This is a genomic window from Pseudomonas trivialis (assembly GCF_001439805.1).
Classification (GTDB): domain Bacteria; phylum Pseudomonadota; class Gammaproteobacteria; order Pseudomonadales; family Pseudomonadaceae; genus Aquipseudomonas; species Aquipseudomonas trivialis.
On record NZ_JYLK01000003.1, the window covers coordinates 219567 to 243278 of the forward strand.

Below are 23712 nucleotides of genomic sequence, written 5' to 3' on the forward strand. Positions count from 1 at the left end.
ATCGGGTTCACCTAGTTGGATTTGTGAATACATTCAAATGTGGGAGGGGGCTTGCTCCCGATGGCGGTCGTTCAGGCGCCGAATTTCCCCGGCATCATAAACACCAACCCACCGACCACCGCCCGCTCATGACACAACCCCAGCACCACCCGGCGCTCGGTATTGTCCATGCGGCTCCAGCGCGTGATCTCATCCACCGTGCGCTGGCAGCCGGTACAGATATCGTCATCGTCCAACGCGCAGATACTCACACACGGCGAAGCGACAGGACGCTCGGCCGGGTTCATGCCTGCTGCTCAGCCAGGTCGCGCGCGTACCGCTGCGCGTTATGCACATAGTGCGCAGCGCTGGCCTCGAGCATGCGCTTCTGCGCCTCGGTCAGCTCACGCACCACCTTGCCCGGCGAGCCGATCACCAGCGAGCCGTCGGGAATGTCCTTGCCTTCACCGATCAGCGAATTGGCGCCGATGATGCAGTGCTTGCCGATTCTGGCGCCATTGAGGACCACCGCATTGATGCCGATCAGGCTGTAATCACCCACGGTGCAGCCGTGCAGCATGGCGTTGTGGCCGATGGTCACGCCGGTGCCCAAGGTCAGCGGGTAGCCCATGTCGGTGTGCATCACGCTGCCGTCCTGCACGTTGCTGTTCCGGCCGATCAGGATCAGTTCATTGTCGCCCCGCAACACCGCGTTGAACCACACGTTGGCGCCCTCCTCCAGCTTGACCTTGCCCACCAGCGTGGCATTGGGTGCCACCCAGCTGTCAGGGTGCGTCTCGACGCGGGCGTCGCCCAGGCGGTATTTCATGGTGTGTCCTCGCGGCTTGCCATTCAGGTGATGGCTTAGATATTGATGAAGCTCTTGGGCGGCTGGTGCAGGCTGATCCTGGCATCGTCATAAAGCAGGTTGATCAGCTCGACGATCATGATGGCGGTCAGCCCCCAGATCTTGTACTCGCCAAAGCGGTAGCTCGGCACGTACCAACTGCGGCCCTGATAATCGATGCGATGGGTGTGTTCGCGCGGGTCCTGGCGGAAAAAATCCAGCGGCACGCTGAAAACAGCGGCAATTTCGGCGTCGTTGGCCAGGTACTCGACGTAATCGGGAACCACCCCCACGTAAGGCGTAACGCGAATGCCATGCAGGGAAATCAGCGGGCTCAAGGGGCCGATCACTTCCACCAGGCCCGGCGGCAGGCCGATTTCCTCTTCGGCTTCGCGCAGCGCGGTGAAGATCAGGTCCGGGTCTTCGGGGTCACGGCGCCCACCGGGAAACGCGACTTCGCCACCATGGGTCGACAGCCCGCTGGCACGCAGGGTCAGGATCAGCTCGGGTTCGTCGCTGCGGGTAATGGGCACCAGCACAGCGGCCTCGGGGAAGCGCCCGTCGGTCTCCAGCGTGTGCGGCGTGTGATTGCTTACCCGGCGAAGTAGCTCGTCCAGCATGAGTCATCTCGGTCTGTTGGCTACCTTGCATCATGCACCAAAGCCGGCGGGCGCCCAACCCCAAAACCGCAGCCGTGTCGTGAAACGACAACTTGCAGGAACGCCCGGCACCAAGCCAAGATGCACGCAATCTCCAGGAACCCGAGCATGAACTTCTGCAGCCAGTGCGGTAAAACGGTCACCCAACGCATCCCCGATGGCGACGCGCACTTGCGTTTTGTGTGCGATCACTGCCACACCATTCACTATCAGAACCCCAATATCGTGGCCGGCACCCTGCCGGTCTGGGGCGACAAAGTGCTGCTGTGCCGCCGCGCCATCGAGCCGCGCCTGGGTTACTGGACCCTGCCCGCAGGCTTCATGGAAAACGGCGAAACGGTGGAACAGGCCGCCGTGCGCGAAACCTTCGAAGAAGCCTGTGCACGCATACGCAATCTGCAGATCTACACCCTGATCGACGTGCCGCATATCAGCCAGGTGCATGTTTTCTACCGCGCAGAACTCGTCGACCTGGACTTTGCCGCCGGCATCGAAAGCCTTGAGGTGAAGCTGTTCGACGAGGCCGATATCCCTTGGTCCGAACTGGCGTTCCGCACGGTGGGGCGTACCCTGGAATGCTTTTTCGCTGACCGTCGGCAACAATCGTTCCCGGTACGCAGCGAGGCCGTGCCGCCAATGGGCAAGCCCGCGCCATGAACCAGGGGAAACCGTTTTGATGCGTTGGTTGCTCGCTCTGCTCTTCCTTTCGTTCGTCTCGCTGTCGCCGGCGTCCACCCTGGAAACCCTGGGCGGCAAACCAGTGGAAAAAGTCCTGGTGCTTAAATCTGCCCACCAATTGCAGTTGATCAACGACGGCAAGCCCCTCAAGACCTACCGCATCTCACTGGGCAAGAACCCCAAGGGCCACAAGCTGATCGAGGGCGACCGCCGTACCCCGGAAGGTTTTTACTGGCTCGACTGGCGCAAGGTCAGCGACCGCTACAACCTGGCCATGCACATTTCCTACCCCAATATCAGCGACGCCGCCCGCGCCCGCCGCGAAGGCGTGAAGCCCGGCAGCATGATCATGATCCACGGCACCCCCGACACCGAAGACTACCCGGAGCAGTGGTTCCACACCCTTGACTGGACCGATGGCTGCATCGGCATGCGCAACGTCGACATGCGCGAGGTCTGGAACCTGGTCAAGGACGGCACCCTGATCGAGATCCGGCCGTGATCTTCGACCGCTCGTAAAATAATTCGAAATAATTTCCCGCCCCTCGCCACGTCTGCCGGTGAATACCAGTTCACCGCGCGGGCTTGCGCCGTTCTGCGTGCCATAAAGACCTCTCTAATACCACTTGATACCAGGCCCCAATACAGGACTCTGAAACCGGCAGGCGCACGATTTTGGGTGCATTGACATGGTATCTAAGTGGTATTAGTTTCCGGCCAATACCGGGCGACAACATTCCAAATAACGCATCGGACACTCACCCATGAACCCCATCCTGGCCCTGCGCCCCGACGACACACAATCCACGCCGCTGTACCTGCAACTGGCCCGTAACCTGGAAGCGGCCATCCATGCCGGCGAGTGGAAATCCGAGCAGGCCTTGCCCTCCGAGCGCGTACTCAGTGAGCAGTTGAGTATCTCGCGGGTCACTGCACGCAAAGCCCTGCAAGTGCTGTTTGCCCAGGGCCTGATCCGCCGCAGTCAGGGTTCCGGCACCTTTATCACGCCGCGCCTGGAGCAACCGCTGTCGCGCCTCTCGGGCTTCAGCGAAATGCTGCGCCTCAAGGGGTTTGTGCCCAGCTCGCAGTGGCTGGAGCGCGATATCACCCCACCGACCCACGAAGAGCTGATCCGCCTCGCCCTGTCGCCCACCGACAAGGTCGCGCGTCTCAAGCGTTTGCGCAAAGCCGATGACACGGTCATGGCCATCGAGATGACCACCCTCCCCGCCTCGGTGCTGCCACAGCCGCACACCTTGGGCAATTCGCTCTACGAATACCTGGAAGGCATCGGCAAGCCCATCGTGCGCGCCCTGCAGCACGTGCAGGCGATCAATGCGTCGGACGAGTTCGCCGCCCTCGTGGGCATCGCCCCCGGCACCGCCATGCTGCTGATGTCCCGCGTCGGCTACACCGCCGACAACACGCCGATTGAAATCACCGACACCTACTGCCGCAACGACTACTACGACTTTGTCGCAGAGCTGCGCCGCCATGATTACTCCGCTGAACTGCGACTCTAGAGAACTGCCCATGTCCGACGACAACATCCTCACACCCCAGGGCTGGATTCGCGGCCGCCTGGTGCACGAAAACGGCCGGGTGAGCGCCATCGAAGGCACGCCCTGCGATCCGGCCGACAACGACTTGCCTTACTTGCTGCCGGGCTTTATCGACCTGCATGTACACGGCGGCGGCGGAGCCGACATCATGGAAGGTGCAAGCGCCTTCGAGACCATCACCCGCACCCACGTGCGCTTTGGCACCACCTCACTGCTGGCCACCACCATGACCGCGCCGGCGGAAGAAATTTCCCGCGTACTCGGCCAGCTCGGCACCTTCTGCGAACAACGCCCCACCGGCAGCGCGCGGGTGCTCGGCGTGCATCTGGAAGGCCCCTACATCAACCCGGGCAAACTCGGTGCCCAGCCCAACTTCGCCCACACCGCCTTGATGGCCGAAGTGGAGGCCTACCTCGCCCTGGCGCCGATCCGCGTGATCACCATCGCGCCGGAAATCGCCGGCCACGCGGCGTTGATCCGCGCCCTCAGCGAACGCGGCGTGCGCATGCAGATCGGCCACACTCTGGGCAGCTACGAGGAAGGCGTGGCCGCTCTGGAAGCCGGCGCCACCAGCTTCACCCATTTGTACAACGCCATGAGCCCGCTGCATCACCGTGAACCCGGCATCGTCGGCGCCGCGCTGGCCCACGCCCAATACGCTGAGCTGATCCCGGACCTGCTGCACGTGCACCCCGGCGCCATGCGCGTGGCCCTGCGTTCGATCCCGTGCCTGTACTGCGTGACCGACTCCACCGCCGCCGCCGGCATGCCCGACGGCGAATACAAGCTGGGCAGCCACACCGTGACCAAATGCCTGGGCGGCGTGCGCCTGGCCGACGGCACCCTGGCCGGCAGCACGCTGACCATGGACCAGGCGCTGCGCAACCTGGTGAAGATCGGCCTGCCCATCAGCGAAGCCTCACAACGCCTGTCGCAATTTCCGGCGGACTACCTGGGCCTGCAGGCGCGCGGCCGCCTGCAACCCGGCAGCTTTGCCGACTGCGTGCGCCTGGACCGCGCCCTGACCCTCACCGACGTAATGGTCGAAGGAGAAACCATTGACTTCAAAAATGCTTGAGGAGGCCCTGGCCTCCGCTGATGCCGTCGCCGCGCAACTGCAACGCCTCGGCGCGCCACTGGCGAACATCGCCGAGCGCCTGCGCCGTCAGCCGCCGCAGGTGGCGCTGACCATCGCCCGTGGCAGTTCCGACCATGCCGCCAGCTACTTCGCCTACCTCGCCATGCAGCATGTGGGCATCCCGGTGGCGTCGCTGCCGATGTCGGTGGTGACCCTGTTGCAGGCGCCGTTGCAGGTCAGCGGCCAGGTGGCGTTCGGTTTCTCGCAGTCGGGGCAGAGCCCGGACCTGGTCGACAGCCTGCGCCTGTTGCGCGAACGCGGCGCCTTGAGCCTCTCGCTGGTCAACGCCGAGAACTCGCCGCTGGAAGCCGCCTGCGAATTCCACGTGCCATTGTGCGCAGGGCCGGAACTCAGCGTGGCGGCGACCAAAAGCTTTATCGCCACCCTCAGCGCCAGCGCGCAGTTGATCGGGCACTGGAGCCAGGAAGCCGATTTGCTGCGATCCTGCCGCGCCCTGCCCGACGAGCTGCGTGCCGCCGCGAAGCAGGATTGGACACCACCATCAACATGGGCATGCTCGCCGGTATCGCCAGTGGCTTGATGGCAGGCGGACTGTATAACCGCTTCAAGGACATCAAGTTGCCGGAGTACCTCGCCTTTTTCGGCGGGCGACGGTTTGTGCCGATTGTCACCGGGTTCAGCGCGGTTGGCCTTGGCGTGATCTTTGGGCTGATCTGGCCGCCGATCCAGCAGGGCATCAACAGCTTCGGCGCGTTGCTGATGGAAAGCGGCAGTCTCGGCGCCTTCGTGTTTGGTGTGTTCAACCGGCTGCTGATCGTCACCGGCTTGCACCATATCCTCAACAATATGGCGTGGTTCGTGTTCGGCACCTTTACTGATCCGGTCACCGGCGCGGTCGTCACCGGCGACCTGACCCGCTACTTCGCCGGCGACCCCAAAGGCGGCCAATTCATGACCGGCATGTTCCCGGTGATGCTGTTCGGCCTGCCCGCCGCGTGCCTGGCGATGTACCGCAATGCACTGCCGGAACGGCGCAAAGTGATGGGCGGGATTTTCCTGTCGATGGCGCTGACGTCGTTCCTGACCGGCGTGACGGAGCCGATTGAATTTGCGTTCATGTTTCTGGCGCCGTTCCTGTACCTGATCCACGCGGTGCTCACTGGCCTGTCGATGGCCGTGACCAACCTGCTCAATATCCACCTCGGGTTTACCTTCTCCGGTGGGTTTATCGACATGGTGCTGGGGTGGGGCAAGTCCACCAATGGCTGGCTGATATTCCCGGTTGGCCTGGCCTACGCGTTGATTTACTACAGCGTGTTCAGCTACTGCATTCGCCGTTTCAACCTGAAGACACCGGGCCGGGAAGATATCCAGGCGGTGCAGGCTGAGGTGATGAACGATAACCAGCGCGCCACGGCGTATATCCGCGCGCTGGGCGGCGCGGACAATCTGCTGAGTGTGGGCGCCTGCACCACGCGGTTGCGCCTGGACATGGTCGATCGCAACAAGGCAGTGGATGGGGAGCTGAAAGCGCTGGGCGCCATGGCGGTGGTGCGGCCGGGTAACGGCGGGAGTTTGCAGGTGGTGGTCGGGCCGATGGCCGACAGCATTGCTGATGAAATTCGCCTGGCGATGCCGTCGTTTGTTGCCAGTGCGCCGGTTGCGCCTGTGGATAAGCCAGCGGCGGTGAATGTGCAGGAGGCCGAGAAATGGCTGAGTGCACTGGGCGGACGAGCTAATGTGCAGCAGCTGGAGGCAATGGCGATGACGCGGTTGCGGGTGCAATTGGCGGATGATTCGGCGTTGTCCGAAACGGCCCTGACCGCGCTGGGGTGTCAGGGTGTCAGCCGGCTGGAAAGCGGTGTCTGGCACGTGTTGATGGGCGACAACGCCCTGGGCTTGGGTGAGGCGCTGGAGCGGTTGGTCGGTGGCCGTGAGGTTGGTTCCAGGGTTTAGAAGCGCAGTGGTTTCAGTGGCCCCAATCGGGAGCAAGCCCCCTCCCACATTTTGACTATGTGAACACGTTCAAATGTGGGAGGGGGCTTGCTCCCGATTGGGCCTGACAGGCGCCCGGGAATCAGGCGCCTGCCACCCAGGCCTCAGCCACCAAAGACCAGATTGCCCGACTGAGCCCCCGCGTTTTTCACCGTAAAGTCCTTGGCTTGCACGGCGGTCTTCAACGCGTAGTCATAGTTGGACTTGGCCGTCCACTGCGCCTTCGGCGACTTCTGGTTAGTGATCGCAGGCACGCTGCCGATATCGGTGAAGGTGCCGTTGCCTTTGTCGTCCAACATGCCGTTGCTGGCGCTGCCCTCACCAAAGTGGTTGTACTCGGAAAGAATGTTGGCGTTTTGCGCCAGGGTAAAGCCCAGGTGGAACTTGTTGATGTAGTTGTTATAGACATGGAAGTAGCCATAGCGCATCAGCCCCGGTGCGCGCACTTCCAGATTGTCGAAGCGGTTATGGCAGATCGTCAGCCGTGGGAAACCGTTGAACGCCGTGTTGTTGTCATCGCTCGGATGGCCGAGGATCAAGCCGTACTTGTGGTTACCAAAGAAACAGTTGCTGATGGTCGCGTAGTCGGCCTTGTCGCCAATGTAGAGCAACTTGTCGAGGCTGCCGTCGTTGACGGACCAGGTATGACCGACGAAAGAGCAATGATCGATCCAGTACTTGCTGCCGTGGTTGAGGTACAGCTGGATGTCGTCGTTGTCTTTGATACCAGCCGAGTGCTGGAAAACGATGTTCTGGAAAATGATGTTTTGCGACGCTGAAGTTGCCCGCAGGTGGATGTTGGTGAGCGTGCGGTTCTGGAACGAGCCCACCAGGGTCTTGTTGGAGCCCAGGTTGACTTTGGTCAGGCTGGAGGCCGAAAGGTTGCTGTTGATCACCAGCACGCGAGGGGTAGCGTCGCCGATATTGGCCTTGAGTTGATCCAGGTTGGTAATGCTGACCACGGGACCTGACCAACCGCCAGTAACCTTGGCAGCCTTGGCAAAGCCTGTGATGCCGTTGAGTTTGCTTTCTGGATAAGACATGTGAGTTCCCTCTCTAAAGAAACATGACCGTCCTGGTCATGGGTACAAATACTGTACGTATAAACAGTGCTTTATAAATTTATTATCGTCAACCCCTATTTAAATCCAGGGGGTCCGGGATGCCGCCTTCGCGAGCAAGTTTCAACAGACGATAAAAAACCCGCTGACCAAACCGGCCCAGCGGGTTTCCTGTTTTTACAGCCGTCGAATCAAAAATCCGCCAGCTGCCACACCTCATAAGCCGGTGTCTCATACGGGTGACTCAATTTGAGCGCAGCCACAACAGCCACAATCAACTCATCCGCCACCACCAGCTCAACCTTCCATTCTTCAACCACTTCAACCCGGCCCACCTGCCCGATAAACGGCTTACTGCCGTCCAACGCGCGGAACTGGCCCTGGCCCGGCACTTGCCAGGCGCAGCTGTCGTAGTTGCCGATGCGCCCGCCGCCGGCCGCGAAGACGGCGGTTTTCACCGTCTCCACATGGCTTGCGGGTACAAAGAAGGCGAGCTTGTACACGACCTCAGTTCACCCACACGCGAGCGTTGCGGAACATGCGCATCCAGGCACCGTCTTCGTCCCACTCTTCCGGGCGCCACGAGTTCTGTACAGCGCGGAACACGCGTTCCGGGTGCGGCATCATGATGGTCACGCGGCCGTCACGGCTGGTGAGGCCGGTGATCCCGCGCGGCGAGCCGTTCGGGTTGGCCGGGTAGCCTTCGGTGACCTTGCCGTGGTTGTCGACGAAACGCAGGGCCACGGTGCCGGACAGGTCGGCTTCGAGCAGCGCTTCTTCGCTGGCGAACTCGGCATGGCCTTCACCGTGGGCGATGGCGATCGGCATGCGCGAACCGGCCATGCCCTGCAGGAAGATCGAGTTGGATTCCTGCACCTGCACCATGGCAACGCGCGCTTCGAACTGCTCGGAACGGTTGCGCACAAAGTGCGGCCAGAATTCGCTGCCGGGGATCAGTTCGCTGAGGTTGGACATCATCTGGCAACCGTTGCACACGCCCAGGGTGAAGCTGTCTTTGCGCTCGAAGAAGCCCTGGAACGCATCGCGGGCACGGCTGTTGAACAGGGCCGACTTGGCCCAGCCTTCACCGGCACCCAGCACGTCGCCGTAGGAGAAACCGCCACAGGCGACCAGGCCTTTGAACTCATTGAGGTCGACGCGCCCGGCGAGGATATCGCTCATGTGCACGTCAATCGCATTGAAGCCGGCGCGGTCGAACGCGGCAGCCATTTCCACCTGGCCGTTGACGCCCTGCTCACGCAGCACGGCAACCTGTGGGCGGATGCCTTTTTTGATGTAGGGCGCGGCCACGTCCTGGTTGACGTCGAAGCTGAGCATGGTGCTCAGGCCCGGATTGTCTTCTTCCAGGATCGCGTCGAACTCCTGCTCGGCGCAGTCGGCGTTATCGCGCAGGCGCTGGATCTGGTAGCTGGTCTCGGACCACTGGCGTTGCAGCAGGCGGCGCTGGCCGGAGAACACGGTGTCGCCATTGAACGAGATGTTGATCTCACCGTTGTTGATCGGCTGACCGATGACGGCCACGCAGTCGTCCAGGCCAGCGGCGCTGAATTGGGCGAGTACGTCCGGGGTCGCGTCCTGGCGCACCTGGATCACGGCGCCCAGTTCTTCGTTGAACAGGATGCCGTTGATTTCGGATGCATCCTCGGCAACGCTGTCGAGCACGATGTTCAGACCGCAGTGACCGGCAAAGGCCATTTCCACAACGCTGGTGAGCAGGCCACCATCGGAACGGTCGTGATAAGCCAGCAGGTGGCCATCGGCATTGAGGCCCTGGATCACGGCGAAGAAGGCCTTGAGGTCTTCAGCGTCGTCGACGTCCGGCGCCTGCTTGCCAAGCTTGCCGTGGGTCTGCGCGAGGATCGAGGCGCCCATGCGGTTCTGCCCACGGCCCAGGTCGATCAGGATCAGGTCGGTGGTGCCCTTGTCCATGCGCAGTTGCGGGGTAAGGGTCTGGCGGATGTCGATGACCGGTGCAAAACCGGTGACGATCAGCGACAGCGGCGAGGTGACGCTCTTGTCGGTGCCGTCTTCGTTCCAGCGGGTGGCCATGGACATGGAGTCCTTGCCCACCGGAATGGTGATGCCCAGCTCCGGGCACAGCTCCATGCCCACGGCCTTGACGGTGTCGTAGAGGCGCGCGTCTTCACCGGGGTGGCCGGCGGCCGACATCCAGTTGGCCGACAGTTTGATATCGGACAATTTACCGATGCGAGAGGCCGCAATGTTGGTGAGGGTTTCACCAATCGCCATGCGGCCCGACGCCGGGGCGTCCAGCAGGGCCAGCGGCGTGCGCTCGCCCATGGCCATGGCTTCACCGGTGTACACGTCGAAGCTGGTGGCGGTGACGGCAACGTCGGCCACCGGCACCTGCCATGGGCCGACCATCTGGTCACGGGCCACGAGGCCGGTGATGGTACGGTCGCCGATGGTGATCAGAAAGCTTTTGCTCGCCACGGCCGGGTGGTGCAGCACGCGCTCGATGCTGTCGGCCAGTTCCAAAGCACTTGGGTCGAAGTCATCACCCAGCTCGGTTTCACGGACCGCCGAACGGTGCATGCGCGGAGCCTTGCCCAGCAGCACTTCGAGCGGCATGTCCACCGGGCTGTTGCCGAAGTGGCTGTCGGTCACGGTCAACTGCGGCTCGGCGGTGGCTTCGCCGACCACCGCAAACGGGCAGCGCTCGCGTTCGCAGATGGCCTGGAAACGCGCGAAGTCTTCAGGGCCGACGGCGAGTACGTAGCGCTCCTGGGATTCGTTGCTCCAGATTTCGTGCGGGGCCATGCCCGGCTCGTCATTTGGAATGTTGCGCAGTTCGAAGCGACCGCCCCGCTCGCCATCGTTGACCAGTTCCGGGAAGGCGTTGGACAAGCCACCGGCGCCCACGTCGTGGATAAAGCTGATCGGGTTCTTGTCACCCAACTGCCAGCAACGGTCGATGACTTCCTGGCAGCGGCGCTCCATCTCCGGGTTTTCGCGCTGTACGGAAGCGAAGTCCAGGTCCGCCGAGCTGGTGCCGGTGGCCATGGAGGAGGCCGCGCCGCCGCCCAGGCCGATCAGCATGGCCGGGCCGCCGAGCACGATCAGCTTGGAGCCGACCAGAATCTCGCCTTTCTTGACGTGTTCTTCACGGATGTTGCCCATGCCGCCGGCCAGCATGATCGGCTTGTGGTAACCGCGCACTTCATCGCCACGGGGGGTGGTGATGGATTGTTCGAAGGTGCGGAAGTAACCGGTGAGCGCCGGGCGCCCGAATTCGTTGTTGAACGCGGCGCCGCCCAGCGGGCCTTCGATCATGATGTCCAGCGCGGTGACGATGCGCTCAGGCTTGCCGTAGGGCACTTCCCACGGCTGTTCGAAGCCCGGGATCTGCAGGTTGGACACGGTAAAGCCGGTGAGGCCCGCCTTGGGCTTGGCGCCACGGCCGGTGGCGCCTTCGTCACGGATTTCGCCGCCCGAACCGGTAGCCGCGCCCGGAAACGGGGCAATCGCGGTCGGGTGGTTGTGGGTTTCAACCTTCATCAGGATGTGCACCGGTTCCTGCACCGCGCCGTACTGGCGGGTCTCAGGGTCCGGGAAGAAGCGACCGGCGACGGAGCCGACGATCACCGAGGCGTTGTCCTTGTAAGCCGACAGCACGCCTTCGCTGTGCATCACGTAGGTGTTCTTGATCATGCCGAACAGGCTTTTTTCCTGGCTCTGGCCGTCAATGTCCCAACTGGCGTTGAAGATCTTGTGACGGCAGTGCTCGGAGTTGGCCTGGGCGAACATCATCAGTTCGATGTCGTGGGGGTTGCGCGCAAGGCCAGTGAAGGCGTCGACCAGGTAGTCGATCTCGTCTTCGGCCAGGGCCAGGCCCAGTTCGGTGTTGGCCTTCTCGAGGGCGGCGCGGCCACCGCCGAGCACGTCAATCGCGGTGAGCGGCTTGGGCTCGGCGTGGCTGAACAGGCCGGCGGCCTGTTCCAGCTGGCTGACGATGATCTGGGTCATGCGGTCGTGCAGGCTGCTGGCGATCAGCTCGGCCTCGGCATCGCTGAACTGCCCGGCGACGTAGAAGGCGATGCCGCGTTCCAGGCGCTGGATTTTGTCCAGGCCACAGTTGCGGGCGATGTCGCTGGCCTTGCTCGACCAGGGCGAGATGGTGCCGAACCGTGGCAGAACCAGGAACAAGCGCCCGGCGGGCTCTTGAACGGGAACGCTGGGACCGTACTTCAGAAGGCGTGCCAGCACTTGCTGTTCGTCGGCGGTCAACACGCCGGTCACGTCGGCGAAGTGAGCAAATTCAGCATACAGGCCTGTAACCGCTGGAACCTTCTGGCTCAGTTGCTCAAGGAGTTTGCTGTGGCGAAAGGCAGAAAGGGCAGGAGCGCCGCGCAGGATCAACATCTTCGGGACAGCCTCGGAGGGGGTGTGCTTTGAGGCCGTGCATTCTAGCGTAAACCTTCGCCAACGGCACCCGAAACGGCACCGCTGGCGGTTGCCGGACGTCAGTTGGCCGCGATTGCACCCTGGTGGGGCAAAATCCTCGGCGCCGGGCGCAGTTATTTTAACCGTCACAATCGTGCGCCAACCCACGTTTCTGCGGGCTGCAGCACAGTTTTTGCGGCGCTAGCAGACAAGTGCGCCGCTGTCGAGATATGGCGCCACGGGCCGTTTGCGTATACTGCGCAGATGTTCTCCCCAACTGCTTTGCGCCCGCGATGCGCCAAATGGCTGCTCGCAACCGGACTCTTCCTGATGCTCAGCGCCTGTGTTGACAAACCCAGCACGCTCGAACGAATCAAGGAGGATGGCGTATTGCGGGTGATCACCCGGAACAGCCCCGCCACGTATTTCCAGGACCGCAACGGTGAAACCGGTTTCGAGTACGAGCTGGTCAAGCGCTTTGCCGATGACCTGGGCGTGAAGCTCGAGATCGAGACCGCCGACAATCTCGACGACCTGTTCGGCCAACTGGGCAAACCCAACGGCCCGGTGCTCGCCGCCGCAGGCTTGGTGCGCAGCGAGCCGCGCCAGCAGCAGGTACGTTTCTCCCATCCGTACCTGGAAGTGACCCCGCAGGTGATCTATCGCAATGGCCAGTCACGCCCGACCAACGCGGCGGACCTGGTGGGCAAGAAGATCATGGTGCTCAAGGGCAGCACCCACGCCGAACAACTGGCGGCGCTGAAAAAACAGAACCCTGCCATCGACTACGAAGAATCCGATGCCGTCGAGGTGGTCGACCTGCTGCGCATGGTGGACGAAGGGCAAATCGACCTGACCCTGGTGGACTCCAACGAAGTGGCGATGAACCAGGTGTACTTCCCCAACGTGCGCGTGGCCTTCGACCTGGGCAATGCGAGCAACCAGAGCTGGGCCGTGGCCGCAGGTACCGACAACAGCCTGCTCAACGAGATCAACAGTTACCTCGACAAGGTGGAAAAGAACGGCACCCTGCAACGTCTCAAAGACCGCTATTACGGGCATGTGGATGTACTCGGCTATGTCGGCGCCTACACCTTCGCCCAGCACTTGCAGCAACGCCTGCCCAAATACGAGAAGCACTTCCGGGCCTATGCCAAGGAAGAAAAGGTCGATTGGCGTCTGCTGGCGGCCATCGGCTATCAGGAATCGCTGTGGCAACCGGCCGTCACCTCCAAGACCGGCGTGCGCGGTCTGATGATGCTGACGCAGAACACGGCCCAGGCGATGGGCGTGTCCAACCGCCTGGATGCCAAACAGAGCATCATGGGCGGCGCCAAGTACCTGGCCCGCATCAAGGATGAGCTGGACGACAAGATCGCCGAACCGGACCGCACCTGGTTCGCCCTCGCCGCCTACAACGTGGGCACCGGCCACCTGGATGACGCGCGGATCCTGGCGAAGAAGGAAGGCCTTAACCCGAACAAGTGGCTGGACGTGAAGAAGATGCTGCCGCGCCTGTCGCAGAAGCAGTGGTACAGCAAGACCCGCTACGGTTATGCCCGCGGCGGTGAGCCGGTGCACTTTGTGGCGAACATCCGGCGTTACTACGACATCCTGACCTGGGTGACGCAGCCGCAGCTTGAGGGCAATCAGGTCGTGGAAGGCGACCTGCATGTGCCGGGCGTGGACAAGAGCAAGCCACCGGAAGACAACCCCAAACTCTGAGCACAGTACAAAAACCAATGTGGGAGGGGGCTTGCTCCCGATGGCGGTGAATCAGTCGAGGTATTGATTGACTGACACGCCGCTATCGGGAGCAAGCCCCCTCCCACAGTTGGATCTCCATTGCCGGTTGGATCTGCATTCGGGCTTAAAGGCCGGTGATCAGGTGTACCACACCGCCTGACAACACCATCACCCCTGGCACCCCCGCCGCTTTTAACGCCGCCTCATCCAAACGGCCAGGCTCCTGCAACTGCACCCTCACCCGTGTCAGCGCCACCCTTTGCTGCGATTTGAGGTTGTCCACCCCGCCCAATGCACTCAGCACCTCGGCCGACAACAGCCCCGGCACAGGCGCGGCGTCCGTCTCGGCGATCAGGTCCGGGGTCAGGGCCTTCCAGAACGCCTGCTTCAATTTATCCAGCATATTCAGTTCTCCCGCACAGGTGAGGTGTCGACGGTGGCTGCGTGAAATTGGCGCAAAGCCTCGCGTACGTGGGCGGCCTCTTCCAGACCCAGCACTTGGCGGGCGATAAGCTGGCAATCGGTCAGTGCGCGCTCACGCACCGTGGCCTTGATGGTGGGAATGAGCGGCACGCTGACCGACAGCTCATCCACTCCCAGGCCGATCAATAGCGGTACCGCCAGCACTTCGGACGCCAACGCGCCGCACACGCCCACCCATTTGCCGTGGGCATGGGCGGCCTTGACGGTGCTGGCGATCAGGCGCAGCACTGCGGGGTGAAAGCTGTCGGCCTGGCTGGCCAGCCGCGGGTGGTCGCGGTCCATGGCCAGGGTGTACTGGGTCAGGTCGTTGGTGCCGATGGAGAAAAAATCCACGTGGGGCGCAAATACATCCGCCATCAGCGCGGCGGACGGCACTTCGATCATGATGCCCAGCTTGGGCAATTCACTCAGGCCCAGCGCCTGCGCCTCCTCTTCAAGCATCCTGCGCGCCTGGTGCAGCTCCGACAGCAGGCTGACCATCGGCAACATGATATGCAGCCGCGCCAGCCCGGCACTGGCGAGGATCGCTCGGAACTGTTCGCGCAACAGCTCGGGACGCTCCAGGCACAGGCGAATGCCACGCAGTCCGAGAAACGGATTGGCCTCCGCATCCATCGGCACATAGGCCAGCGGTTTGTCGCCGCCGACGTCGAGGGTGCGCACCACCAGGCTGCGCTCGGTACCCAGGGCACGGGCGATAGCGCTGTAGGTGCCCGCCTGTTCCTCGGGGCTTGGCGCGCGGTTGCGGTCCAGGTAGAGGAACTCCGAGCGCAGCAGGCCGACGCCCTCTGCGCCCAGGGTCAGGGACTGTTGCACTTCCTGTAACGAGGCGACATTGGCGGTGATGTCGATGCGATGCCCGTCACGTGTTATGGCCGGCGCTGACGCCTGCGCCATGTCCCGCTCACGCCGCTGCAGTTGCTGTTCGCGCTCGACTTGCAGTGCTTCGATTTCGGCCAGGTCCGGCGCCAGGTGCAATTCGCCCTTGTCGGCGTCGAGCAACACCTGCTTGCCGTTGGCCAGGGCCAGTACCTCCCTCGACACGCCACACAGTGACGGCAGGCCAAGGGCGCGGGCCAGGATCGCGACGTGGCTGGTGGCGCCGCCGCCGACGGTAACAAACCCCAACACCTTGCCGGTATCCAGGCTGGCGGTTTGTGACGGGGTGAGCAACTCGGCGACGAGGATTGCGCGCTCGGGCAGTTCCCAGGCGCTGTCCTGGATGCCCAGAATCAGCTTCAGTACGCGCCGGCCGACATCGGCCAGGTCCGCCGCCCGTTCGGCGAGCAATGCATTGCCCATGCCCAGGAACAGCTTGGCGGTTGAAGTAGTGGCGCTGTTCCAGGCATACGCGGCGCTCTTGCCCTTGGAGAGCAGGCCATGGGCCTGCTCCAGCAGGGTGGGGTCGTCGAGCAGTTCCTGGTGGGCGCGGAAGATCTCCGCCTGGGCACTGCCGGCCGCTTTGTCCTGGAGCGCCTGCAAGGCTTCGGCGGCGGCCAGCAGCGCGCGGGTGAGCGTTGCGTGTTCAACCGAGGTGCCGGCGCCTTTTTCGGTGATGTGCAGCGCCGGTTCGGCCACTTGAAACACCTGGCCGAATGCCGAGCCCGGGGACGCACAGACGCCACGCAGCAAGGTCACCGACGCCTCGGACGTGGCCGCTTGCGCTGCCTGCGGCGCAGCCGCGACGGTCTCGCCGCAACCTTGCGCCAGCAGGGTCACCAGCGCCTTGATGGCCGCGTCGGCATCCTCCCCCGCCGCGCTGATCTGCAAGGTATCGCCCTGTACGGTTTGCAGTGCCATGATCGCCACCAGGGACTTGGCGTTGGCGCTCTGGGTTTGCTTGTGCAGGCGAACCGTGGCCTTGAAGCCTTTGGCCGTCTGCGACAGCACCGCCGCAGGGCGCGCGTGCAGACCGTTGGCATTGGGCAGGGTCAGCGGCTCGGAGAACACGGCATCGCCCTCGTCCCTGCCGGTTGCCTCAGTCGCGTCGGCGGGCGAAATCTGCATCAGTGGCTGCCCGACCACTACCGTGTCGGCGTCCGGCGCCAGCAGCACAAACGGCTCGCCGCTCGCCACCAGCACCAGCGTGAGCAAACTGCGGGCATTGAGCGCCACATCATCGGCATCGAACTCGATCAGCGCTTGCCCGGCCTCCACCTGCTGGCCCTCTACCACTAGCCGGGTGAAGCCCTTGCCGGCCAGGTGCACCGTGTCCAGGCCAATATGCATCAGTACCTGCACGCCATTGGCGTCGGTGACGCTGACGGCGTGCCCGGTGTCCTGGATGTTGCTGATGACCCCGGCGAACGGCGCGCAGAGGGTTTGCGACGTGGGGTCGATGCACAGGCCATCGCCAATCATGCGGCTGGAAAATACCGGGTCGGGCACCTGGTCCAGGGCCAGCAGCACCCCGGACAGGGGCGCCAGCAGTTCCACGGGTTTGGATGGGGTCATGAATTCACCTGTTGTTTTTTGAGTGGGTCCGCGTTCACTTCCACCAGTATTCAACCTGCACCCCCACGTTCGAGCCGTGTCGCGCGCTGCCGTAGGCACCGGTGTCGGACAACGCCGAACCGGCCGCCAGCTCATTCGCCGCACGCTTGGCCGCCGCGTTCCAGGTTGCGTAGGTGTAGTACAAACGCACCTCCGGCCGCGCCCAGAATTCCGGACCCTTGGGCGACCAGGTCGGGGCGAAGGTGAATTTGCTCAGCTTGCGCGTCCCGCCGGCGGCGTCGACCTGATCATGGCCGAGTTCGGTGACCAGTTTGAATTGTTCAGTGAGCGCATACGCGGGGCGCACGCCAATGGACATCCAGGTCTGGTCCTGGCTGCCGGGGCGAATGTCCTTCTGGTACACCGCCTCGACCTGCCCACCGAAACGCGGAGTCACCTGCCAGTCGAAGAACTCGACGGCGCGGTAACTTTTGCTGCTCTTGTCGAGAAAGGTATTGCCGGTGTAGCCCAGTCCCGTGCCAGGGCCTTCGCCGTATTGCAGGGCGAATTTGTTCTTGCCGCCCAGAAAGCCCGTTTGCACATGCTGGGCCGTCAAGGCCCAGCCGCTGTTGGTGTCGCGCCCTCCGGCCCTGGCGATGTAACTCAGGCCCAGTTCCAGCTCGCCGCCGGGGTTGGTGTTGAAGCCGGCGACGTTGAAGTCGTGACGGGTGGCGTATTCCTTCTGGTACAGGTTGTCCTTGCGCGACAGCGCGTAGCTGTACTTGAGGCCGCCGATCAGCACGTCCTCGATACCGCCGCCGGTGGCGCTCTGGTTCCAGTAGTAGAAGTCGGAAATATGAATGTCGTTACGTTTGTAGTAACGCCGCCCGGCCCACAGCGATCCGCCGTTAAGGGCGGGCAGATTGGACCACTGTGCATACATCTGCGGCATACGCGCCGTGCCGTGGTCGTCGCCCTGGAATCTGGGGGCGCGGTCATATTTGTTGTACAGCGACGCCATCGCATCGACGCTGAGCACCGAACCGTCGTCGAGGGTCAGCAGGTCCTGACGCAGTTCGAGTTCGCCGTATTGCTCGCATTCGTTGCCCAAGCGGTACTTGGTCTGCGCCCCCGGCAACTGGAAGCATTGCTGCTTGCCACTGCCCGTGGACGTCCCCACGCCACTGCGCAAATAACCGGAAAATTCCAGCGCCTCGGCGCCGAACGGCAGGCTCAGACAGGAAGCAACGAGGCCCAGCTTTATGGTTGTTTTCATGACGCACTCCACTCATTTTTATTATGGTTTTGAAGCGCCCCCGCATGCCCATGCAGGGGTTACAACGAGGCTCGGACCTTGAGGTGCAGCACAAAGGATTCATAAGGACGCAACGCCACCGTGCCCGCACGCGCAGGGCAATCGGGGTAGTTGCTGATCAGCAGGCGTTGCTCGCTCGCTGCATTGATCACATGGTCAGGCAGCTGGATATCGCAGGGCTGGCCGTAAAAGTTGTTAACCACCAGCAGTCGCTCGCCGTGACCTTCGCGCAGGTACGCCCAGACCTGCCGATGGCCTTGCAGCAACTCGCGGTAAACACCGTCCTGGATCAGCGGTTCGCGGCGGCGCAAAGCGATGAGCGCGCGGTAGTGGTGCAACACCGAATCCGGGTCATCACGCTGGCAGTCGACGTTGATCTGCGCCGCATTGGCCGGGATGCCGATCCACGGTTCGCCGCTGCTGAAGCCGGCGTTCGCCTCACGGCTCCACTGCATCGGCGTGCGCCCGTTGTCGCGGGACTTCTGCATGATCGCCGCCATGCTCGAGGCCTCGGGCTCACCGGCATCGCGCTGGAGACGGAAGATATTCAGGGTCTCCACATCGCGGTATTGCTCGATCCGGTCGAACCCCGGATTGGTCATGCCCAGCTCTTCGCCCTGGTATACAAACGGCGTGCCCTGCAAAAAGTGCAGCGCGGTGGCGAGCATCTTGGCCGAGACCACGCGATGCTCGCCGTCGTCACCAAAGCGCGAGACCACCCGCGGCTGGTCATGGTTACACCAGAACAGCGCGTTCCAGCCGCCGCCGGCCTGCATGCCCAGTTGCCAGTCGGAGAAAATGCGCTTGAGCTGCAGAAAATCGAAGTCGGCCTTCACCCACTTCTGCAGGTTCGGATAGTCGACTTTCAGGTGATGAAAGTTGAAGGTCATCGACAGTTCTTTCGACTCCGGCCGCGAGTAGCGAATGCAGTGCTCAAGGCTGGTGGAGGACATCTCGCCGACGTTGATCAGGTCGTGGCCGTCGAAGACTTCGCGGTGCATTTCCTGCAGGTATTGGTGCACGTTGGGGCCGTCGGTGTAGAAACGCCGGCCATCACTGCTGTCTTCGGGAAAATCGGCGGGCTTGGAAATCAGGTTGATCACGTCCAGGCGGAACCCGCCCACGCCTTTGTCGCGCCAGAAGCGCATCAGTTTGAATACCTCGGCACGCACTTTGGGGTTGTCCCAATTGAGGTCGGCCTGGGTGTGGTCGAACAGGTGCAGGTAATACTGGCCCGTCTGCGCTTCGTACTCCCAGGCCGAGCCGCCGAACTTGGACTCCCAGTTGTTCGGCTGGTCGCGCCAGATGTAGAAATCGCGGTACGGATTGTCGAGGCTGCTGCGCGCCTGCTGGAACCATTCGTGCTCGATGGAGGTGTGGTTGACCACGATATCGAGCATCAACTTGATGCCGCGTTTGGCCGCTTCGCCGATCAGCAGCTCGCAGTCGGCCATGGTTCCGTAGCTGGGGTCGATGGCGTAGTAATCGCTGATGTCGTAGCCATTGTCGCGCTGCGGCGAGCGCAGGAATGGCGTGATCCACAGGCAATCGACGCCCAGCCACTGGAGGTAATCGAGCTTGTCCACGATGCCGAGCAGGTCACCGGTGGCGTTACCCGCGTGGCTGTGGAAGCTTTTGGGGTAGATCTGGTAGATCACCGAGTGTTGCCAGTTTTGCATGGTGGGTTCCTTCAGTAGAATTTTGTGTCGTCGATGAGGGACTCATCGGGAGCAAGCCCCCTCCCACACTTGAACTGCATTCCAACGGTGGGAGGGGCTTGCTCCCGATAGCGGCAGGTCAGGCAACCCTGTACCCGGGCCGAACGATCTTCATGCTCAACACGCAGGTCAAAACAAACGGCACGACCATCGCAATCACCATGCCCACCACAAACACCGGGATGACGCTCGGCACAATCGAGATAAACCCGGGCAACCCGCCAACGCCGATGGCCGACGCCTGCACCTTGTTCAGCGCGAGGAAAATGCTGCCCAGGGCCGAGCCCAGCAGCGCGGCATAGAACGGAAACTTGAAGCGCAGGTTCACGCCGAACATCGCCGGCTCCGTGATGCCGAAGTAGGCGGAAATCGCCGAGGTCGAGGCCATGCTTTTGTCCCGCGCGTTGCGGGTCATGTAGAACACCGCCAGCGCAGCGCTGCCCTGGGCCAGGTTGGACATGACGATCATCGGCCAGATAAAGGTGCCGCCCTGGGTGGAGATAAGCTGCAGGTCGACGGCGAGGAACATGTGGTGCATGCCGGTGATCACCAGCGGCGCATAGAGCAGGCCGAAAATCGCGCCGCCGAGCATGGGCGCGATCTCGAACAGGGTGACCAGGCCTTCGGTGATCAGGATGCCGAGGTGACGCGTCACCGGGCCGATGATCGCCAGGGCCAGCACGCCGGTCACCACGATGGTGGTGATCGGTACCACCAGCAGCTGAATGGCATTCGGCACCCGCGCCCGCAGCCATTTTTCGATCACGCTCATCACAAAGGCGGCCATCAGGATCGGCAGAATCTGCCCCTGGTAACCGACCTTCTCGATCCGGAACCAGCCGAAAATATCAAAGTACGGCAGGCTCTGGCCGTCGAGTCCGGCAACGGCCTTGCCGTAGTTCCAGGCGTTGAGCAGGTCGGGGTGCACCAGCATCAGGCCGAGCACGATGCCGAGGATTTCACTGCCGCCGAACCGCTTGGCCGCCGACCAGCCCACCAGCGCCGGCAGGAACACGAAGGAGGTGTTGGCCATCAGGTTGATCAGGCTCCACAGGCCGTCCAGATTCGGATAGGCCTCCAGCAGGGTCTGGCCCTCGATGAACATGCCCTTGGCGCCCATCAGGTTGTTAATGCCCATCAGCAGACCGGCGATGATCAGCGCCGGCAGGATCGGCATGAACACATCGGAGAACACCCGCACCAGACGCTGCATGGGGTTGGTCTTGTCGCCGCCGGCTTTTTTGACGTCGGCAATGGTGGCTGCGGCCAGACCGGTCAGCTCGCGCAGGGCGGCGTAGACCTTTTCCACTTCGCCGGGGCCGATCACCACCTGGAACAGGCCGCCGGTGAAGAACGAGCCCTTGACCAGATCGACCTGATTCAACGCGCTGCCCTTGACCAGGCTGGGGTCCTTGAGCGCCAGGCGCAGGCGCGTCACGCAATGGGCGGCCTGCTCAAGATTGTCGCGCCCACCGAGGTTGTCGAGGATCTCGCGGGCGATGTTGGAATAGTCGTGGCTCATGCTTGTGGTATCCACTTTGATTTTTTTATTGAGGGCAGCCATTGGCAGCACGCCGAGAGCAAAACTACTCGTACAGACGAGTTATAGCAATAACTCGTCTGTACGAGTTACATAATGTTTGATTTTCCGAATCTGAAGTCAGACATTTCTGATCATCCGCCCGCCCTCAATGGACAAACCCCACCTCTGCCACTAAGGTTCCTGCCTTGAACGCGCCGTTCACCTTCATAACGCCGGCACAGAGCCATCCCCATGAGCAAATACAACCAGATCTATACGGATCTGCTTGCCAGCATCACCACTGAACGCCTGCAGCGCGGCACGCGCCTTCCCTCCGAAACCGAACTGATGGACAGCTACCAGGCCAGCCGAGGTACCGTGCGCCGCGCCATCGAGCAGTTGCAGGAGCGCGGGTTCGCGCAAAAGATCCACGGCAAGGGCACGTTCGTGCTGTCGCCCAACCCCATCGAATTTCAACTGGGTGGCATCGTCAGCTTCCATGAAACCCACGCCGATCTGGGCGATGACGTGCGCACCGACGTCGTCGAGTTCACCCAGTTGCCGCTGGAAGGCCCACTGCTGCAACACTTCGAAGCCGAACCCGGCACGTTGATCACCCGCATCAAACGGGTACGGCGCATCGGCGGCAAACGGGTGATTCTCGACATCAACCACTTCATCGCCGACCTGATCCCGGGGCTGGATCGCTCGATTGCCGAACAGTCGATCTATGCGTTTATCGAAGAAAAGTTACAGCTGCAGATCAGCTACGCGCAGCGCACCATCGAAGCCCTGCCCCGCAGCAAGGACGACCAGGCGCACCTGGACCTTGATGGGCAGAGTCATGTGATTGTGGTGAGTAACCAGACGTTTTTGCAGGATGGGCGGCAGTTTGAGTACACCGAGTCGCGGCATACGTTGGACAAGTTTTATTTTTCGGATGTGGCGCGGCGGTAGGCTGAGCGTGAAGCATCGAGGGATACTCATCCAACACCATGGAAAATGTCATGACTGATAAACCACCTGCCGAGGCCTCCATTGGCAATGGTGCGTGATGACCCATGATGAGTAGATATTTTCCTTCTTGTCGGGCCGGCCTCTATACAGCCTGCATGGTGATGGTCAGCGCGCTGCTCATCGCCTGCCAATCACCGCGCGAGGCACTCCAACAACTGGCTGAAGAGCACGACCGGCAAGTGGAGGTATTGTCGGGGCACAGCTTCCCCCTCGTCATACTTGCGCCACACACGGCAGAAAAGCTGACCCGCCTGCGTGTCTACCTGGAAGGCGATGGCCATGCCTGGGCGACGGCCACTCAACCCAGCCTGGATCCGAGCCCGCACACTCTGTTGGTGCCACAGCTGGCGGTCGATGATCCGACACCGAATGTGTACCTGGCACGGCCCTGCCAGTTCGTCATGACCGCAGCCTGCGAACCAGCACTCTGGACCCATCGACGCTTTTCTCAGGAAGTGGTCACCCGCCTCAGCCAGGCGCTGGACGAATTAAAACGACGATATGGCAACAGCGAGTTCGAACTGGTGGGGTATTCAGGTGGCGCCGCTCTCGCCTTATTGTTAGCAGCGCAGCGCAATGATGTTACCCAGGTGCAAACCCTTGCTGGCAATCTCAGCCCACGCCTGTGGGCGACGATGAAAGGACTGTCGCCACTCGACGGTTCACTGGATCCGTTGGCCTATCGTGATCGACTCGCCTTGATACCTCAGCGTCATCTCATCGCACAAGCAGACCTGATTATTCCAGCTGGTTTAGCTGACAAGTACCAACAGGCGCTTGGCTCGCCCCTCTCCCAATGCGTCCATGTGCCAGATGCAAGCCATGACAGGGGGTGGGAAGCGATATGGAGCCGGTGGGTTGAAACTCCGTTGGCACATGAAAATTCTGAGATTAAAGGCGGGCAGCTCCGTTTAAAAACATCCGAATAGTGCCCAACCCAGGCGAGACCGCAACGGCGCCGCTAAAGTTCCGTTTATTGCTGAATAACTCCGTACATTCTCAAAAAACAGCCAAGGCGTCGCATTTTTAGCTTTTTTCCGTCCTCTACTCTTTTTTTATGATGAATCTTCTTACACGCATCGTGTAAATTCGCACGCGCTTGAATCAGCCATTCACTGACAAGCTGGCAGGGAAGCCAAAGAAAGACGCTGACGCGTAGGTTGTTCCCTGTCA

18 protein-coding genes and 2 pseudogenes are annotated in these 23712 nt (G+C 62.1%); 9 read left to right on the plus strand and 11 right to left on the minus strand.

Going from position 1 to position 23712, the window contains the following annotated elements; all coding sequences use genetic code 11:
• Positions 1-71 precede the first annotated feature (71 nt).
• Genes TU79_RS06530 through TU79_RS06540 form a run of 3 tightly spaced genes read right to left on the minus strand, consistent with a single transcriptional unit; the run spans position 72 to position 1446 of the window.
• Positions 72-287, minus strand: a complete 216-nt coding sequence (locus tag TU79_RS06530; RefSeq protein ID WP_057007245.1) for a DUF1289 domain-containing protein — start codon at positions 285-287, stop codon at positions 72-74.
• Positions 284-808, minus strand: a complete 525-nt coding sequence (locus TU79_RS06535) for a gamma carbonic anhydrase family protein (protein ID WP_057007246.1) — start codon at positions 806-808, stop codon at positions 284-286. The genes TU79_RS06530 and TU79_RS06535 overlap by 4 nt, the downstream gene beginning before the upstream one ends.
• A gap of 35 nt (positions 809-843) precedes the next feature.
• Positions 844-1446, minus strand: coding sequence for a CoA pyrophosphatase (locus tag TU79_RS06540; RefSeq protein WP_057007247.1), 603 nt, complete (start codon positions 1444-1446; stop codon positions 844-846).
• Positions 1447-1593: 147 nt separating this feature from the next.
• On the opposite strand from TU79_RS06540, the gene TU79_RS06545 reads away from it, so the two are divergent.
• From TU79_RS06545 to TU79_RS06570, 6 genes and pseudogenes are all read left to right on the plus strand, one after another.
• Positions 1594-2142 carry an NUDIX hydrolase gene (locus TU79_RS06545; protein ID WP_057007248.1) on the plus strand — a complete coding sequence of 183 codons (549 nt, stop codon included), beginning with the start codon at positions 1594-1596 and terminating at the stop codon, positions 2140-2142.
• 19 nt (positions 2143-2161) lie between these two features.
• Positions 2162-2665 carry a L,D-transpeptidase family protein gene (locus TU79_RS06550; RefSeq protein ID WP_057007249.1) on the plus strand — a complete coding sequence of 168 codons (504 nt, stop codon included), beginning with the start codon at positions 2162-2164 and terminating at the stop codon, positions 2663-2665.
• A gap of 262 nt (positions 2666-2927) precedes the next feature.
• A complete protein-coding gene (locus TU79_RS06555; RefSeq protein ID WP_057007250.1) occupies positions 2928-3686 on the plus strand; it encodes a GntR family transcriptional regulator in 759 nt (252 codons plus the stop codon).
• A gap of 10 nt (positions 3687-3696) precedes the next feature.
• Positions 3697-4803 carry an N-acetylglucosamine-6-phosphate deacetylase gene (nagA, locus tag TU79_RS06560; protein ID WP_057007251.1) on the plus strand — a complete coding sequence of 369 codons (1107 nt, stop codon included), beginning with the start codon at positions 3697-3699 and terminating at the stop codon, positions 4801-4803.
• Positions 4796-5359 (plus strand): annotated as a pseudogene (locus tag TU79_RS06565) (SIS domain-containing protein); the annotation flags it as partial. The gene nagA and the pseudogene TU79_RS06565, both read left to right, overlap by 8 nt.
• Positions 5353-6780: pseudogene (locus TU79_RS06570) on the plus strand (PTS sugar transporter subunit IIBC); the annotation flags it as partial. The pseudogenes TU79_RS06565 and TU79_RS06570, both read left to right, overlap by 7 nt.
• 143 nt (positions 6781-6923) lie before the next feature.
• Here the strand turns inward: TU79_RS06570 and TU79_RS06575 are convergent.
• The 3 genes from TU79_RS06575 to purL form a co-directional block, all read right to left on the minus strand.
• Entirely contained in the window at positions 6924-7862 is a 939-nt protein-coding gene (locus tag TU79_RS06575) for a pectate lyase family protein (protein WP_057007252.1), read from the minus strand.
• A gap of 209 nt (positions 7863-8071) precedes the next feature.
• Entirely contained in the window at positions 8072-8383 is a 312-nt protein-coding gene (locus TU79_RS06580; protein ID WP_057007253.1) for a YqfO family protein, read from the minus strand.
• Positions 8384-8387: 4 nt separating this feature from the next.
• Positions 8388-12284 (minus strand): phosphoribosylformylglycinamidine synthase, encoded by a 3897-nt coding sequence (gene purL / locus TU79_RS06585; RefSeq protein ID WP_057007254.1) that lies wholly within the window; start codon positions 12282-12284, stop codon positions 8388-8390.
• A 285-nt stretch (positions 12285-12569) separates the two neighbouring features.
• Here purL and mltF point away from each other — a divergent pair, with 285 nt between their 5' ends.
• Complete coding sequence (gene mltF / locus TU79_RS06590; RefSeq protein WP_003238082.1) at positions 12570-14030, plus strand: membrane-bound lytic murein transglycosylase MltF; 1461 nt, start codon at positions 12570-12572, stop codon at positions 14028-14030.
• Positions 14031-14175: 145 nt separating this feature from the next.
• On the opposite strand, the gene TU79_RS06595 is transcribed toward mltF, so the two are convergent.
• The 5 genes from TU79_RS06595 to treP all read right to left on the minus strand — a co-directional run bounded on the left by TU79_RS06595 (position 14176) and on the right by treP (position 21522).
• Positions 14176-14454 (minus strand): PTS sugar transporter subunit IIB, encoded by a 279-nt coding sequence (locus TU79_RS06595; RefSeq protein WP_057007255.1) that lies wholly within the window; start codon positions 14452-14454, stop codon positions 14176-14178.
• A gap of 2 nt (positions 14455-14456) precedes the next feature.
• Positions 14457-16988: a phosphoenolpyruvate--protein phosphotransferase gene (gene ptsP, locus TU79_RS06600; RefSeq protein ID WP_057007256.1), complete on the minus strand. Its 2532-nt coding sequence runs from the start codon at positions 16986-16988 to the stop codon at positions 14457-14459.
• Between the two features lie 34 nt (positions 16989-17022).
• Positions 17023-18243: a maltoporin gene (locus tag TU79_RS06605; protein ID WP_057007257.1), complete on the minus strand. Its 1221-nt coding sequence runs from the start codon at positions 18241-18243 to the stop codon at positions 17023-17025.
• 59 nt (positions 18244-18302) lie between these two features.
• Positions 18303-19961, minus strand: coding sequence for an alpha,alpha-phosphotrehalase (gene treC, locus TU79_RS06610; protein WP_057007258.1), 1659 nt, complete (start codon positions 19959-19961; stop codon positions 18303-18305).
• Positions 19962-20079: 118 nt separating this feature from the next.
• Positions 20080-21522, minus strand: a complete 1443-nt coding sequence (treP, locus tag TU79_RS06615; RefSeq protein ID WP_057007364.1) for a PTS system trehalose-specific EIIBC component — start codon at positions 21520-21522, stop codon at positions 20080-20082.
• Positions 21523-21774: 252 nt separating this feature from the next.
• Between treP and treR the strand changes: the two genes are divergently transcribed.
• Together treR and TU79_RS06625 are read left to right on the plus strand one after the other, a co-directional pair.
• Positions 21775-22479 carry a trehalose operon repressor gene (gene treR / locus TU79_RS06620; RefSeq protein WP_057007259.1) on the plus strand — a complete coding sequence of 235 codons (705 nt, stop codon included), beginning with the start codon at positions 21775-21777 and terminating at the stop codon, positions 22477-22479.
• 161 nt (positions 22480-22640) lie between these two features.
• Positions 22641-23468 (plus strand): alpha/beta hydrolase, encoded by an 828-nt coding sequence (locus tag TU79_RS06625; RefSeq protein ID WP_082638386.1) that lies wholly within the window; start codon positions 22641-22643, stop codon positions 23466-23468.
• Positions 23469-23712: the final 244 nt, after the last annotated feature.

Excerpts from the sequence above, each read along its gene's own strand:
- TU79_RS06530 (WP_057007245.1), bottom strand. The coding sequence starts at position 287 with ATGAACCCGGCCGAGCGTCCTGTCGCTTCGCCGTGTGTGAGTATCTGC.
- TU79_RS06535 (WP_057007246.1), bottom strand. The coding sequence starts at position 808 with ATGAAATACCGCCTGGGCGACGCCCGCGTCGAGACGCACCCTGACAGC.
- TU79_RS06540 (WP_057007247.1), bottom strand. The coding sequence starts at position 1,446 with ATGCTGGACGAGCTACTTCGCCGGGTAAGCAATCACACGCCGCACACG.
- TU79_RS06545 (WP_057007248.1), top strand. The coding sequence starts at position 1,594 with ATGAACTTCTGCAGCCAGTGCGGTAAAACGGTCACCCAACGCATCCCC.
- TU79_RS06550 (WP_057007249.1), top strand. The coding sequence starts at position 2,162 with ATGCGTTGGTTGCTCGCTCTGCTCTTCCTTTCGTTCGTCTCGCTGTCG.
- TU79_RS06555 (WP_057007250.1), top strand. The coding sequence starts at position 2,928 with ATGAACCCCATCCTGGCCCTGCGCCCCGACGACACACAATCCACGCCG.
- nagA (WP_057007251.1), top strand. The coding sequence starts at position 3,697 with ATGTCCGACGACAACATCCTCACACCCCAGGGCTGGATTCGCGGCCGC.
- TU79_RS06575 (WP_057007252.1), bottom strand. The coding sequence starts at position 7,862 with ATGTCTTATCCAGAAAGCAAACTCAACGGCATCACAGGCTTTGCCAAG.
- purL (WP_057007254.1), bottom strand. The coding sequence starts at position 12,284 with ATGTTGATCCTGCGCGGCGCTCCTGCCCTTTCTGCCTTTCGCCACAGC.
- mltF (WP_003238082.1), top strand. The coding sequence starts at position 12,570 with ATGTTCTCCCCAACTGCTTTGCGCCCGCGATGCGCCAAATGGCTGCTC.
- TU79_RS06595 (WP_057007255.1), bottom strand. The coding sequence starts at position 14,454 with ATGCTGGATAAATTGAAGCAGGCGTTCTGGAAGGCCCTGACCCCGGAC.
- ptsP (WP_057007256.1), bottom strand. The coding sequence starts at position 16,988 with ATGACCCCATCCAAACCCGTGGAACTGCTGGCGCCCCTGTCCGGGGTG.
- TU79_RS06605 (WP_057007257.1), bottom strand. The coding sequence starts at position 18,243 with ATGAAAACAACCATAAAGCTGGGCCTCGTTGCTTCCTGTCTGAGCCTG.
- treC (WP_057007258.1), bottom strand. The coding sequence starts at position 19,961 with ATGCAAAACTGGCAACACTCGGTGATCTACCAGATCTACCCCAAAAGC.
- treP (WP_057007364.1), bottom strand. The coding sequence starts at position 21,522 with ATGAGCCACGACTATTCCAACATCGCCCGCGAGATCCTCGACAACCTC.
- treR (WP_057007259.1), top strand. The coding sequence starts at position 21,775 with ATGAGCAAATACAACCAGATCTATACGGATCTGCTTGCCAGCATCACC.
- TU79_RS06625 (WP_082638386.1), top strand. The coding sequence starts at position 22,641 with ATGGTCAGCGCGCTGCTCATCGCCTGCCAATCACCGCGCGAGGCACTC.